The 13,711-nt window shown below is 73.4% G+C and carries 13 protein-coding genes and 1 pseudogene; 4 read left to right on the plus strand and 10 right to left on the minus strand.

Annotated features, from left to right (window positions below; genetic code table 11):
* Positions 1 to 36: 36 nt before the first annotated feature.
* From ACXJKG_RS03640 to mraZ, 4 genes are all read right to left on the minus strand, one after another.
* Positions 37 to 1,944, minus strand: coding sequence for a peptidoglycan D,D-transpeptidase FtsI family protein (locus ACXJKG_RS03640; RefSeq protein WP_456844401.1), 1,908 nt, complete (start codon positions 1,942 to 1,944; stop codon positions 37 to 39).
* Complete coding sequence (locus ACXJKG_RS03645) at positions 1,941 to 2,216, minus strand: hypothetical protein (protein WP_456844402.1); 276 nt, start codon at positions 2,214 to 2,216, stop codon at positions 1,941 to 1,943. The genes ACXJKG_RS03640 and ACXJKG_RS03645 overlap by 4 nt, the downstream gene beginning before the upstream one ends.
* Before the next feature lie 137 nt (positions 2,217 to 2,353).
* The gene (gene rsmH / locus ACXJKG_RS03650) at positions 2,354 to 3,379 is read right to left on the minus strand and encodes a 16S rRNA (cytosine(1402)-N(4))-methyltransferase RsmH (RefSeq protein WP_456844403.1); all 1,026 of its coding nucleotides are present in this window, start codon (positions 3,377 to 3,379) and stop codon (positions 2,354 to 2,356) included.
* Positions 3,380 to 3,525: 146 nt separating this feature from the next.
* Entirely contained in the window at positions 3,526 to 4,002 is a 477-nt protein-coding gene (gene mraZ / locus ACXJKG_RS03655) for a division/cell wall cluster transcriptional repressor MraZ (protein ID WP_456844404.1), read from the minus strand.
* 358 nt (positions 4,003 to 4,360) lie between these two features.
* Between mraZ and ACXJKG_RS03660 the strand changes: the two genes are divergently transcribed.
* The 3 genes from ACXJKG_RS03660 to ACXJKG_RS03670 are packed head-to-tail and all read left to right on the plus strand — an operon-like array spanning position 4,361 to position 8,891.
* A complete protein-coding gene (locus ACXJKG_RS03660; protein ID WP_456844405.1) occupies positions 4,361 to 5,359 on the plus strand; it encodes an AAA family ATPase in 999 nt (332 codons plus the stop codon).
* Positions 5,359 to 6,606, plus strand: coding sequence for a DUF58 domain-containing protein (locus ACXJKG_RS03665; protein WP_456844406.1), 1,248 nt, complete (start codon positions 5,359 to 5,361; stop codon positions 6,604 to 6,606). The genes ACXJKG_RS03660 and ACXJKG_RS03665 overlap by 1 nt, the downstream gene beginning before the upstream one ends.
* A complete protein-coding gene (locus tag ACXJKG_RS03670; protein WP_456844407.1) occupies positions 6,603 to 8,891 on the plus strand; it encodes a transglutaminase TgpA family protein in 2,289 nt (762 codons plus the stop codon). Before ACXJKG_RS03665 ends, ACXJKG_RS03670 begins: the two co-directional genes overlap by 4 nt.
* Here ACXJKG_RS03670 and ACXJKG_RS03675 read toward each other — a convergent pair.
* From ACXJKG_RS03675 to ACXJKG_RS03685, 3 genes are read right to left on the minus strand one after another with little or no spacing between them, the layout of a single operon-like run.
* On the minus strand, positions 8,836 to 9,240 hold the full coding sequence (locus tag ACXJKG_RS03675) for a DUF3040 domain-containing protein (RefSeq protein WP_456844408.1): 405 nt from the start codon (positions 9,238 to 9,240) through the stop codon (positions 8,836 to 8,838). The genes ACXJKG_RS03670 and ACXJKG_RS03675 overlap by 56 nt on opposite strands.
* Positions 9,241 to 9,279: 39 nt before the next feature.
* Positions 9,280 to 10,554 (minus strand): DNA polymerase IV, encoded by a 1,275-nt coding sequence (dinB, locus tag ACXJKG_RS03680; protein WP_456844409.1) that lies wholly within the window; start codon positions 10,552 to 10,554, stop codon positions 9,280 to 9,282.
* A 22-nt stretch (positions 10,555 to 10,576) separates the two neighbouring features.
* Complete coding sequence (locus ACXJKG_RS03685; RefSeq protein WP_456844410.1) at positions 10,577 to 11,047, minus strand: SAV_6107 family HEPN domain-containing protein; 471 nt, start codon at positions 11,045 to 11,047, stop codon at positions 10,577 to 10,579.
* A 106-nt stretch (positions 11,048 to 11,153) separates the two neighbouring features.
* Here ACXJKG_RS03685 and ACXJKG_RS03690 point away from each other — a divergent pair, with 106 nt between their 5' ends.
* Positions 11,154 to 12,032, plus strand: a complete 879-nt coding sequence (locus ACXJKG_RS03690) for a spermidine synthase (RefSeq protein ID WP_456844411.1) — start codon at positions 11,154 to 11,156, stop codon at positions 12,030 to 12,032.
* A gap of 48 nt (positions 12,033 to 12,080) precedes the next feature.
* Here the strand turns inward: ACXJKG_RS03690 and ACXJKG_RS03695 are convergent, their stop codons facing one another.
* From ACXJKG_RS03695 to ACXJKG_RS03705, 3 genes and pseudogenes are all read right to left on the minus strand, one after another.
* Complete coding sequence (locus ACXJKG_RS03695; RefSeq protein ID WP_028049841.1) at positions 12,081 to 12,284, minus strand: cold-shock protein; 204 nt, start codon at positions 12,282 to 12,284, stop codon at positions 12,081 to 12,083.
* A 261-nt stretch (positions 12,285 to 12,545) separates the two neighbouring features.
* Complete coding sequence (locus ACXJKG_RS03700) at positions 12,546 to 13,481, minus strand: proteasome assembly chaperone family protein (RefSeq protein ID WP_456844412.1); 936 nt, start codon at positions 13,479 to 13,481, stop codon at positions 12,546 to 12,548.
* A 71-nt stretch (positions 13,482 to 13,552) separates the two neighbouring features.
* A pseudogene (locus ACXJKG_RS03705) lies at positions 13,553 to 13,711 on the minus strand (response regulator); the annotation flags it as partial.

Below are 13,711 nucleotides of genomic sequence, written 5' to 3' on the forward strand. Positions count from 1 at the left end.
CCCGGGCGGCACTCTCGGCCTCCCGGCCTGTGCGGTTCACCACGTCGTGGGGAAGAGCGTCCCCACGGTGCCGGACGGGGCGACGCCGAGCTCGCTGAGCGTGTACCCGGCCACGTCCGAGAAGACCGGGGCGGCGACCGTGCCGCCGTAGATCGACGACCTCGGGTTGTGCAGGATCACCGCGACGGCGATGCGCGGGTTGTCGGCGGGCGCGACGCCGATGAACGACGCCGTGATGCCCTGCACGCCGCCCACCCAGTTCTGCGCGGTACCCGTCTTGCCGGCCACCTGGTAGCCGGGGATCGCGGCGCTGGACCCCGTGCCGTCGTCGACCACGCTCTGCATCATCGTCAGCACCGTCTTCGCCGTCTCCGCCGAGACCACCTGGGTCTTCGCGGCCGGCGCGACAGGCGTGTAGACGCCGTCGGGCGACGTCCAGCCCTTGATGATGTGCGGCTGCACGCGCACGCCGCCGTTGGCGATGGTCTGGAACACCTGGGTCGCCTGGATCGCGGTCACCGACACGGACTGGCCGAACAGCACGGCGAACTTGTCGCGCCGCTGCCAGGTGTCGACCGGGTGCAGGATGCCGTTCGACTCCCCCGGCATCTCGATCCCGGTCTTGGCCCCGAACCCGAACTTGGCGAGGTAGTCGTACCGCGTCTGCACGGGCAGGTTCTGGCCGATCATCACGGTGCCGGTGTTGGAGGACTCGGCGAGCACGCCGGTCGTCGTGAGCGGCAGCACGCCGTGCTCGTGGGAGTCCTTGAACGTCTCGTGGCCGTCGGGCGAGTACGTGTACGGCACCGACCACTGCGAGAGCGGGGTCGCGATGTTGTTCTCGAGGATCGCGGACATCGTGATGACCTTGCCGGTCGAGCCGGGCTCGAAGACGTCCGAGACCGCGCTGGACAGCGAGCCCGACGCCTCCCCGGGGTGGTTCGGGTCCACCGAGCCGGAGTCCGCCAGCGCGTAGACCTCGCCGGTCTTGGTGTCCATGACGATCAGCGACCCGGAGTCGGCGCCGGTGGCGGCCACCTGGGCGTCGAGCGCCGACTGGGCCTTCCACTGCACGTCCGACAGCAGCGTGAGCTGGACCGAGTCACCCTGCCGCGCCGGGGTGTCCTTGGTGTACCCGCCGGGGATCGCCTGCCCCTTGCGCCCGCTCTCGTACGTCTCGCTGCCGGCCGTGCCGGTGAGGCGCGGGTTGAGCGACGCCTCGAGGCCGGCCAGGCCGACGCCGTTGGAGTTGACGAAGCCGATGACGTTCCCGGCGAGCGTGTTGTTGGGGTAGACGCGCTCGGCCACCCGGTCGACGTTCACGCCGCTCAGGCCCAGCTTGCGGACCTCGCGGGCGACCTCGGGCAGCACGCCCTTGCGGATGTACACGAACTGACGGTCGCCCACCAGGGAGCCGCCCAGCTCGGCGGCGTTCATGTCGAGCAGCGGCGCGAGCACGGCCGCGACCCCCGCGGCGCCGTCCGGGACCGGCGGGTTGACCGTCCCCGTGAACGTGGCGACGAGCCGCTGGTTCACCGAGATGTCGTAGCGCTCGACCGACGTCGCCAGGGGGTTGCCCTCGGCGTCCGTGATGTCGCCGCGCCCGCCGAGCATCGCCACGGAGATGAGCCGGGAGTTGCGCGCCTGCTCGGCGATGCTGGCGCCGCGCAGCCCCTGGACGTAGACCAGGCGCCCGCCGAAGACGGCGAGCGCCAGCACGATCAGGGCGGTGAGCAGGGCCATGCGGGCGCGGGAGCCCGGCTGGACCGGTCCGGCCGGTGGCCTGCCGCCGCGGGTGCCGCGGGACCCGGGGTTGCGGGGCTTTCCGGGCGGCACGACGACGGTCGGCGGGCCGCCCTGCGTGCGCTGCCGCGGGACGGTCGTGCCGGCGGCCCGGTTGGAGGGCGCGGTGCGGGCGCGCGTGCGCTCCACCGGTGTCGTCATCCGCCCGCTCCGGCCGGCTCGGGTGCGCCCTGCACGCTGCCGTCCGAGAGCCGCAGCCAGCCCGTGCCGTTGGTCGGCACCATCCCCAGCGCGGCCGCGGACGCCGCGAGCTGGGTGGGCGACGCCTTGGCGTCGAGCTGCGCGGTCAGGTCCTGCGCGTCCTGGTCGAGCCGGCCCAGCTCGTTCGACAGGTCGTACTTGGCGTACGCGCTCGCCGCCATGGAGGTGTTGAGGAGCAGCGCGGACAGGAGCGCGCCGGCGAGGACAGCCATGCAGGCAAGGATGAACGGAACTCGCGTCCTGGCGTGCTCCGGCGCGCGGACGACGCGAAGTCGGGGTGCGGGTGCACTTGTCGGGCGCGGGCGGGCCGGGGCCGGGTACGCGGTTGCTCGGGCAGCGGACTGGGCGCTCATGCTGCCCTCCTTCCGGTCTGGCGGGGCTTGAGGTGGTCGGGCGTGGGACGGACGCGTTCGGCGGCGCGGAGCCGGACGGACTGCGACCTCGGGTTGTGCGCCAGCTCGGCCTCGTCGGCCTCCTCGGCGCCCCGGGTCACCAGGCGCAGGAACGGCGCGTGCGTCTCGGGCTCGACCGGCAGGTCGGGCGGTGCGCTGGACGTGGCGCCGACGGCGAGCGCGCGCTTGACCGCCCGGTCCTCCAGCGAGTGGTAGGACTCGACGACGATCCGGCCGCCGACCGCGAGCGCCTCGATCGACTGCGGCAGCGCGCGCTCGAGGACCTCGATCTCGCCGTTCACCTCGATCCGCAGCGCCTGGAACGTGCGCTTGGCGGGGTTGCCCCCGGTCTTGCGGGTCGCGGCCGGGATGTTGGCCCGCACGATGCTCACCAGCTCGCCGGTGCGCTCGAGCGGCCGCCGGGCACGCTGGGCGACGATCGCGCGGGCGATGCGCGGCGCGAACCGCTCCTCGCCGTAGACCCGCAGGATCCGGGCCAGGTCGCGCTCGTCGTAGGTGTTGAGCACGTCCGCGGCCGTCTGCCCGGTCGTCGCGTCCATCCGCATGTCGAGCGGGGCGTCGGCCGAGTAGGAGAAGCCGCGCTCGCGCTCGTCGAGCTGCAGCGACGACACGCCGAGGTCCATGAGGACGCCCTGGACGTTGGGGATGCCCAGCCGGTCCAGCACGTCGTTGATCTCGTCGTAGATGGCGTGCACGCCGGTGAACCGGTCGCCGAACGGGGCCAGCCGGCGGCCCGCCAGCTCGAGCGCCTGGGTGTCGCGGTCGAGGCCGACCACCCGGACGTGCGGGAACGCCTGCAGGACGCCCTCGGTGTGCCCGCCCATGCCGAGCGTGGAGTCGACCATCACCGGGCGCTCGACGTCGAACGCCGGGGCCAGCAGGTCGAGGCAGCGCTGCAGCAGCACCGGGGTGTGCCGGGAGGCGGCGTCGGACGACGTGTGCCCAGGCGTGTTCTCGGTCATCGCTGCTCCCCTCCCCAGGTGGCACGGAATTGGTCAGGCGGCCCCTCCGCCGTCCGACCAGATCCCCCACCGACCCTCTGCCACCGGGGAAGTGCGGCAGAGATTCGGGAGGAGGTCTCACCGGGCGGCCCGTGCGGGCCAGTGCGCTAGAAGGGACCGTTCGGGAAGACCTCCTCCGCGGTGTCGGCGTAGCCGGCCTCCTGCTCGGCCAGGTACGTCTCCCACGCGGTGAGGTCCCAGATCTCGACCCGGGTGCCGGTGCCGATGACGGCGACGTCGCGCTCGAGCCCCGCGTACTTGCGGAGCATCGGCGGGATGGAGATGCGCCCCTGGCGGTCCGGCAGCTCGTCGCTGGCGCCCGACAGGAACACACGCAGGTAGTCGCGGGCCTGGCGGCTGGTGACCGGGGCCTGGCGCAGCTGGTCGTGCATGCGGCGGAACTCGTCGACGGGAAGCAGGAACAGGCACCGCTCCTGGCCACGGGTCATCACGAGGCCCGGAGCCAGCTGGCCGCGGAACTTGGCCGGAAGGATGAGCCGCCCCTTGTCGTCCAGGCGCGGCGTGTACGTCCCGAGGAAGGGCGCGAAGGAGCTGAAGACGCCGGACGACGACTCATGCGACACCCCGCCTCCCTCCGCTCCTCCGACGCGAGACTCCCTGCCTCACCACGTGCCTCCACGGTACTCCACTTCACTCCACCCGCCACGTGACGGACGCACGATTCACCCGATCGAAGGTGTAAAAGCCCAGGTCAGAATCGGTGGGGCGAAGTGGAGGGATCCAGCGGCCCGGGGCCCCGCCGGGGCGTGTCGAGGGGCGTGCGGGCGCCGTGATTCCGGATCGACCGGACGAATCGCCCGGTCGCGGCGGTGCGACGGCGCTCCGCCGGGTGGGTGGTGGAGCGAAGTGGGGGCGCTGTGGGCGATGAACAACGCGCGCCCGACCTTTAGGCTCGGACGCAGTTCCGCCAAAGGAGGCGTCATGCTGCAGGCAGTCCCGTCGTCGAGCGAGCTCGAGGACGTCGTCGAGACCACGCTACGGATGCGTGCCGCGGTCGAGGGTGTGGTGACCGGCCGGCCCGAGCTGGTGCGGGTCACCGTCGCCGTGCTGCTCGCCGAGGGGCACCTGCTCCTCGAGGACGTGCCGGGCGTCGGCAAGACCACTCTCGCCAAGGCGCTGGCCAAGACCATCGACTGCACCGTGGGGCGGATCCAGTTCACGCCGGACCTGCTGCCGTCGGACCTGACCGGCGTCAACATCTTCCGGTCGCAGACGCACGAGTTCGAGTTCCGGCCCGGCCCCGTCTTCGCGCACGTGGTCATCGGCGACGAGATCAACCGCGCCTCGCCCAAGACCCAGTCCGCGCTGCTCGAGTGCATGCAGGAGGCGCAGGCGACCGTCGACGGGCGCACCTATCCCCTGCCGCGTCCGTTCCTCGTGGTGGCCACGCAGAACCCCGTGGAGATGGAGGGCACGTACCCGCTGCCCGAGGCCCAGCGCGACCGGTTCATGGCGCGACTCACGGTCGGCTACCCGAGCATCGAGTCCGAGCTGGACATGCTCGACCTGCAGGAGACGTCCGACCCGCTGGACACCCTGCGACCGGTGACCGACGCCGCGCAGGTCAAGGCCCTCATCGAGACCACCCGCCGCTTGTTCGCGGCACCCGCGGTCAAGCGTTACGTGGTCGATCTGGTGACCGCCACGCGTGAGGACCAGGGCCTGCGGCTCGGTGCGTCCCCGCGCGCGGCGATCCAGCTGCTGCGGGCGGCCAAGGCGCTCGCCGCCATGGACGGCCGCGACCACGTGCTCCCCGACGACGTCCAGCAGCTCGGCGTGCCGGTGCTCGCGCACCGCCTGCTGCCCAGCACGGAGTCCCGGCTGTCCGGGCGCAGCACGTCCGACATCGTCACCGACATCCTCGACCGGATCCCGCTGCCCTCGGCGGCGGGCACCGCGCGCTCCCGACGCGCGATCTGATGCGACTGCGACCCACCCCCCGCGGCTGGGCGATCGGCGTCGCCGGCATCGCCGCGCTGCAGCTCGGCGTGGTGCTCGGCGCGGTCGACCTGGTGCGCATCGGCACGCTCGCGCTCCTGCTCGTGGTGGGGGCCGCGGTCGGCGTCGGCCTGCTCGACCCCGGTCGCGGGAAGCACCGGCTCAACGTCCAGCGTCGCGCGACTCCCAACCCGGTCCACGCGGGCGACGAGGCGCAGATCGAGGTCACGATCTCGGCGACCGATCCCGCGGCGCGCGTCCGGCTGGCCGGGCTGAAGTTCGCCGAGCAGGCGGCCACGGAGCTCTCCGGTGGCCGCCCGCTGCGCGCGCGCGTCAGCCGGGCGCCCCGCAAGGTCACCGTCAGCTACGCGGTGCAGGCGGCCCGGCGCGGGCGCTGGCCGCTCGGCCCGCTGGTGGTGACGCGCAGCGACCCGTTCGGGGTGGTCCGCACGTCGGCGACGCTGGGCGAGCAGGCCGAGGTGTCGGTCTGGCCCGCGGTGGTGCCTCTGCCGACGCCCAGCGACGTCCTGGTGGGCGAGCCCGACCGCGTCGCACTGGGGGCACGGACGCCGTCGACGGACGACGCGTCGCTGCGCGACTACCGCGAGGGCGACGACCTGCGGCGCGTGCACTGGAGCAGCAGCGCCCGCAAGGGCGCGCTCATGGTCCGCTCCGACGAGCGGGCCGGCATGCGCCCGGTGTCCGTGCTGCTCGACCTTCCCGCGAAGGTGGCCAACCTCGAGTGGTCGATCTCGCTGGCCGCCTCGATGTCGCTGGCCATGCTCGACGGCGGCCACCCCGTGCGGCTCGTCAGCGGCCTGCGCGACGACGCGTCGCCCTACCCGCTCTCGTTCGTGCACAACCGGACAGGCCCGGGTGCGCGCAACGCGGTGCTCGACCGCACCATCGACCTCGAGTCGCCCCGCACCTCCGCGATCGGCGAGGCGGAGCTCGTCTCGGCCGCGCACCTCCTGCAGACGACGGACGCGGGCGGCGAGATCGTCCTCGCGGTCCTCGGCCCCCTCGGCGCGGCGGCACGKGCCGCGCTSGCGCACGTCGCCGACRMCGCSCAGGCCTGGGCCGTCGTCCGSGCSGACACSCCSGCGCASGAGGCSGAGGCCGAGCACACSATCAAGGCGCTGCGCCGGGCCGGCTGGCGGGCCTGCCGCGTGACGCCGGGCGAGCCGATCGTCGACTGCTGGCTGCGGCTCCTGGGGTCGGCGCAATGACCGGGCGTCCGCAGCGCATCCCCCGAGGCCCGCGCTCCGTCCTGGGGTCCGCCCTCTGCGCCGCCGCGACCTGCGCGAGCCTGTACGCGCTCACCGGCCTGATCGAGCGCGGCGGCTGGCTCACCGCGACCTGGGCCATCGTGCTGGTCGTCGCCGCGATCRTCATCGGCGTACGCGCCGTGACCCGCTCCTGGTGGGCGCCCACGCTGGCCGGCACCGTGGTCGCCGTCGGCATCATCCTGGTCCGSTACGGCGCGCCCCCCGGACGGCTGCAGGTGCTGCCCGACACCGGCTCGCTCGACCGCACGCTGACCGCCGCGCACGAGGGCGTCGCCGTCATCAACGCCTCGCTCGTGCCGATGGCCGGCGTCCGGCCCGCCGAGCTGCTCGTCGTCGTCGGCGCGGTCGCCGTCTTCCTCCTCGCCGACCTGGTCGCGATCGGGCTCGGCCTGCCGGCGCTGGCCGGATTCGCGTTCGCCGCGCTGTGGATCCCGGCGATCATCCTCGGGTTCCCCGCCAGCGGGTGGGCGATCGCCTGGACCGCGTTCTTCTACCTGCTGCTCCTGGCGCTCAGCGCCGCCCCCGCGTCCGCCCACAGCGACCGCGCCCGACGGATCTCGGTCGCGGTGATGTGCTCGCTCTCGCTGATCGTCGCGACCCTGATCGCCGGGCCGGCCGTCGCTGCCTTCCCCGGCTGGGCGAGCCTGAGCATGCCCAGCTTCGGCAGCGGGCCGGTCGGACCCATGTCGCTCAGCGACGACCTGGACCTGCGCGACAGCCTGGGCTCCCGGTCCTCGCAGGTCGTGCTCCGCTACACGGTCAACCCCGTCGCGCCGGACCCGGGCGACGGCACCACGCCCACGCCGACTCCGAGCGCCACGGCGGCCACCGTCAGCGCGGCCGCCGTCGGCCCCCTGCGCGCCTTCACGCTCACCACGTTCGACGGGCAGTCGTGGGACCGCGCGGACTCCTTCGAGATGGTCCCGTGGGACCCCGCGACGCTCCTGTCCTCCGACCCCGCCGTGCGCGGCACCCTCCCCGACCCCGAGCGCGGCACCCTCGCCGACGTCCAGGTCGAGGTCGGCGGCCTGCGCGAGCGTCGGCTGCCGATGAGCACGTTCCCCCGCACGGTCGACGTGCCCGGCACCTGGGAGTACGACACCGAGCGCGACGAGGTCGTGGGCCGGCGCGGCACCTTCGACGGCATGACGTACGCCATGACCGTCGAGATCCCCTCGCTGACCGCCGACGACCTCGCCGCCGCGGAGATCGGAGACCCCGGCGACGACGGGGCCTCGCTCGTCGTCCCCGAGACCAGCCACACGCAGGACATCGCCGACCTGGCGAAGGAGGTCACCGCCGACGCGACGACCCCCTACGAGCAGGCCATGGCCCTGCAGACCTACTTCCGCGCGACGACGAACTTCACCTATGACACCCGCGTCGCGCCCTCCCGGACCAAGGACGCCGTCTGGGACTTCCTGCAGTCGAAGCGCGGGTACTGCGTCCAGTTCTCGACCTCGATGACGATGATGGCCCGCACCCTGGGGATCCCCGCCCGCGTCGGCGTCGGCTTCCTGCCGGGCGAGTCCGACCGCAACGGCAACTACGTGGTGACCGGCCACGAGTCGCACGCCTGGCCCGAGCTGTTCTTCGAGGGCTACGGCTGGGTGCGGTTCGAGCCGACGCCCGCCGTGCAGACCGGAGCCCCGCCGCAGTGGAGCGACCCGTTCCGCGGGATCTCCGCGCCGGCCGGGCAGCCCGACGACGTGCTGCCCACCGCGCGCCCCCAGTCGACCGCCTCGACCGCTCCGGGGGGACAATCCAGCACCGGCTCCACCAACGACGCCGGGCGCGCATGGCTGCCCGCCGCGGTCACTGTCGCGATCGTGCTGGCCATCGCCTCGTTCGGCCTGGCGATCCTGCGGCGCCGCACCCGGTTCCTCGCCGATCTCACCCCCGAGCGGGCCTGGCTGCGCGCCCGCAAGCGGCTCGCCGCCCGCGGGATCGTGTGGACCGACTCGGACACGCCGCGCACCGTCGTCGCGTCGGTGCAGGAGCAGCTGGTGGAGCTGTGCGGGTCACCCCTGACAGGGGCGCCGGAGGAGGCCCTGGTGGCGCTGGCGCTGACGTTCGAGCGCGACCGTTACGCGCCGCAGCAGCCCGACGTCGAACCGGCCGTGCTGGCCGGGTGGGTGGAGGAGATGATGAGCGGCGTCGAGACGCTGCTCAGCGACCGCTCTCGCCGCGCCGCCGTTCCCAGCGCTCCTCGAGACGGCTCATGAAGCTGCTGCGCTGACGAGCCGGCGGCGTTGCCGGCTTCACCTTGCCGTCCGTCTGCACGACGCCCTGCGGCCCCGAGCGACGCCCGGACCCACGGCGGGGGTCTGCGAACGCGAACGCCACCGCGGCGAACATCACGACGAACCCGACGACACCCAACCAGGCCAGGCTGTTCGCCGCGCCGAGCACGAGCAGCAGCAGACCGACGGACGCACCGACTCCCGCGATGACGTATCGGCCGAACGGGCGATGCCCGCGCTGGGTCAGCGTGTTAGCGAGCCGAGGATCGTCAGAGGTCAGCTGCCGTTCCATCTGCTCGAGCACGCGCTGCTCGTACTCCGAGAGAGGCATCCTGACCCCCGTTGTCAGCTCTGTGGACCTTCTTCCGGTTCAGGATAGATCCGCCGGAACGAAGGTGGTAGTCGACCGCGAGGATACTCCTGTCGACTGAGAGGCCCCGGCCGAGATCGACGCCCTCCCGAACCGGTCCCGCACCATGTCCATGGCCCGTTCGGCGTCCCGTCGTGTGGCCGTCGGCTGGTCCGACGCCTCCTCGAGGGTCGGCTGCCGGACCGTCGACGACGCGGGCGACAACCCTTCCGCCCGGACCCCGACCAGCCGCACCGGCAGCCCGCCCAGATCGACCCCGGCGATGAGCTCCCGAGCCGCCAGGAACAGCTCGCGGCCGACGTCCGTCGGGGTCAGCAGGGTGCGCGAACGGGTCAGCGTGCGGAAGTCCGACGTCCGCACCTTCACGGTGATCGTGCGGGTGACCAGGCCGTTCCTGCGCAGCCGGACCGCGCACCGGTCGGCCAGCTCCCGGGCCTTCTCCTGCACCACGACCAGGTCGGCGACGTCCGCCGGGAACGTCTCCTCGGCGCTCAGCGACCGCTCCTCACGACCGGGCCGGACCGGCCGCGGGTCCCGCCCCCACGACAGGTCGAACAGGTGGGCGCCGGCCACCTTGCCGACGGCGTTCTGCACCGTCGACACGTCGCTGTCCGCGAGCTCCGCGACCGTGCGGATCCCCCACCGGGCCAGCGCCGCCTCCGTCTTTTCACCCACTCCCCAGAGCGCCCCGACCGGCAGGACGCGCAGGAACTCGACCGTCGCCGCGCGCGGGACCAGCAGGACGCCGTCCGGCTTGGCGTGCCCGGACGCGAGCTTGGCGACGAACTTGGTCGAAGCGATGCCCACGGAGCACGTGATCCCGAACTGCTCGCGCACCTGGCGACGGATGAGCTGGGCGATGATCGTCGGGGGCCCGAGCCGGCGGCGGGCACCCGCGACGTCGAGGAACGCCTCGTCGACGCTGACCTGCTCCACCAGTGCCGTCACGTCACCGAGCACGCGCATCACCCCGGTCGAGACCTCGTGRTACGCGTGGTGGTCGGGCGGGACGACGACCGCGTGCGGGCACTGCCGCAGCGCGACCGACATCGGCATCGCCGCGTGCACCCCGAAGGCCCGCGCCTCGTACGTCGCCGCCAGGACGACCCCGCGGTTCGCGCCGCCCACGATCACCGGCAGCCCCCGCAGCTGGGGCCGGCGCGCGAGCTCCACCGAGGCGAAGAACGCGTCCATGTCGACGTGCAGGATCGAGCAGCCGATCTCCTCGCGGCCCCAGTCCCGCTTCGCCCCGGCAGACCGGGGTCCGCGGCTCATGCCACTGCCCCGCCGCCGGTGCTCACGACGCCCGCAGGACGCGCATGCTCAACGTGCGCCCGGCGACGGCGCCCGCGCCACCGTGCACCAGCTCACGCACGGCGTCGACGAAGTCCTCCGCGGCGCACACCGCCTCCTCGCCCCGCTGGGGCCCGACCAGCTCGAACCTGCCGGCGTCCACCGCCGACCGCAGCGGGGCGGCCTCCGCGAAGTACGTCGACCACGAGCTCAGCTCCGGAGCGACCGCCCCGAGCATGGCCCAGACCGTGCGGGGGGCGCCCCGGCCGGTCGGGGTGCCGCGGAAGGCGACGACGGCGGCACCGGCCCGGAGGGCGGCGAGGTGCGCGTGCGAGAGCTGCTCCCAGGGCTCGGGAGAGAACTGGGCGGCAAGCAGCTCGGCGTCCGCGCGGCCGAGCAGCTCGTCCACCCGCGCCGGGACGGGCGCTCCCGTGGTCGTCCCACCCGCGCTGCGCCGACCGAGCTGCTGGTCCATGCCGCCGTCCCCTTCCGCCTGCCGTCGATCCGTGACCCCAGTATCGAACACCTGTTCGATCTGCGTCAAGCCCTCCCGCCGTCCGTGCGCCCCGTAGCGTGGCCCCATGGCCGCCCGCGACCGCTCCGCCCGACGCAGCCCAGGCTCGCACCGACCACCCACACGGACCCGCGCCGGGACGCCGTGGCCCACGGGGCCGCTGCCCATCGCCACCGGCACCGTCGAGCTGGTCCGCGACCTCGACGACCCCGACGGCGTCACCGTGCTGGTCAACGGCGTGCCCAGCTCGTACCTCGACCTGGCGGACCCCACGCACCTCGACTTCGAGTACATGCAGCAGATGGCCGCGGTCATCGAGCGCGTCGGCGACGTCGGCGGCCCGCTGGACGTCGTCCACCTCGGCGCCGCGGGCTGCGCGCTCGCGCGGGCGGTCGACGCCACCCGGCCGGGCTCCCGCCAGCTGGCGGTGGAGCTCGACGTGACGCTGACCGAGCTGGTCCGCGGGTGGTTCGACCTGCCGCGCTCCCCCGCGCTGCGGATCCGCGCCGGGGACGCGCGCGCGGAGCTGGAGAAGCTGGCCGACGCGTCGGCGGACGTCGTCGTGCGGGACGTCTTCGCGGGCGACCTCACGCCGGCGCACGTGCGCACGCGCGAGATGGTGGCGCACGTGGCGCGGGTCCTGCGGCCGGGCGGGGTGTACCTGGTCAACTGTGCCGACCGACCGCCGCTGACCGGGGCGCGGGCCGAGGGTGCGACCCTGCACGAGGCGTTCGGCGACGTCGCGGTGATCGCCGAGCCCGGGCTCCTGCGCGGGCGGGGCTACGGGAACGTCGTGCTCGCCGCCACGGACGACCCCGACCTGCTCGGGTCCGCCCCGCTGGCCCGGGCCGTCCGCAGCCTGCCGGCGCCCGCGCGGCTGCTGCACGGCGAGGAGGTCACGGCCTTCGTCGGGAGGGCTCCCGCCCTCGTCGACCCGCCGGCATGACGAAGGGCCGCACCCGAGGCGGGTACGGCCCTTCGCACGAGCCTGCGATCAGAGCGGGCGGACGCTCTCGGCCTGGGGGCCCTTGGCGCCCTGCGTGATCTCGAACTCGACGCGCTGGCCCTCGTCGAGGCTGCGGTAGCCCGAGGAGTCGATCGCGGAGTAGTGGACGAAGACGTCGGCGCCGCCGCCGTCCTGGGCGATGAACCCGTAGCCCTTCTCAGCGTTGAACCACTTGACAGCACCCTGTGCCATGTTCGTTTCCTTCTGTCCATCCGGTGACAGCGCCGGCCTTCTGCCCGCACCGTGCCGCAATGCCTCACGTCCTGCACCGGGTGGCCCAGCCGCGAGCGGCTGGTCGGAACCGACCCCCGGGCCTGGGCCCGGGTGACGACGCCGGTCAAGCGAGTACGTCACTGCAACGTGTGCATCCTTACATCGGGCCCGCGGGCGGCGCCACGGTTTCGCCCTTCCGGCGCACTCGCGTTGACAACGATCTGGTAAAGGCGACGGGTCTCAGATCGCCGGGCCGTCGTCGCCCTGCTGCGCCAGGAAGCGCTCGAACTCGGCACCCAGCTCGTCCGCCGTGGGCAGGTCCGTCGACCCGGCGAGCAGGCTGGTCCGGCCGATGTTGCGCGTGAACGAGTCGTACTGCTCCTCGAGCGCGTGCACGACCGCCGCGACGTCCTCGGACCCCGTGACCTGCCGCTCGATCTCGTGCATGGCCTCGTCGGCGGCCGCGGTCAGCGATCCCACCTGCAGGTCCAGGCCGGTCGCGCGCTCGACGTTGGTCAGCGCCGCCTGGCTGGCCTGCGGGAACGCGGACTGCGCGAGGTAGTGCGGCACGTGCACCGCGAAGCCGACCGCGTCGTGGCCCGACTGCCCCAGCCGCAGCTCCAGCAGGGCGCTCGCGCTGGCCGGCACCTGGACGGTGCCGAACCACGACGTGTGGTCGGCGACGAGCTCGGGCCGGGTGGCGTGCGCCGTGACCGACAGCGGTCGGGTGTGCGGGATGCCCATCGGGATCCCGTGCACGCCCACGGTCAGCGGGACGTCGAAGCGCTCGACGATCTGCCGGACGGCGGCCACGTAGCGCTCCCACTGCACGTCCGGCTCGACGCCGTGCAGGAGCAGGAACGGCACGCCGGCCGCGTCCTGCACCAGGTCGACGACCAGCTCGGGCTCCGCGTAGGACGACCACGTGGTCTGGTCGAACGTCATGACCGGCCGCCGCGACCGGTAGTCGAGCAGCTGGTCGACGTCGAAGGTCGCCAGGCGGGTGGTCGGCAGCTCGTCGACCAGGTGCTCCGCGGCCAGCTGGCCGGCGTTGCCCGCGTCCACGAAGCCGCGCACCACATGCACGAGCACGGGACCGGCGCCGTTCACGGTCCGCGCCTCGACCTGGGCGGCGACCTCCGGGTCGACGTCGTAGATCTCGCTCGGGTTCAGCATGGGGTTGCGCTCACTTCCGTCCGGTCCGGGTTACCGGGGACAACACACGCCCCCGGTGAGTTCTTCCCGGGTCAGCGACCGGGGAGCCGGACCACCTCGACGAAGAACTCGTCGATCTGACGGACGACCTCGATGAACCGGTCGAAGTCCACCGGCTTGGTGACGTACGCGTTGGCGTGCAGCGCGTAGCTGCGCACCACGTCCTCCTCGGCCTCCGACGTGGTCAGGAC

The organism is Cellulomonas sp. P5_C6, from assembly GCF_054049635.1.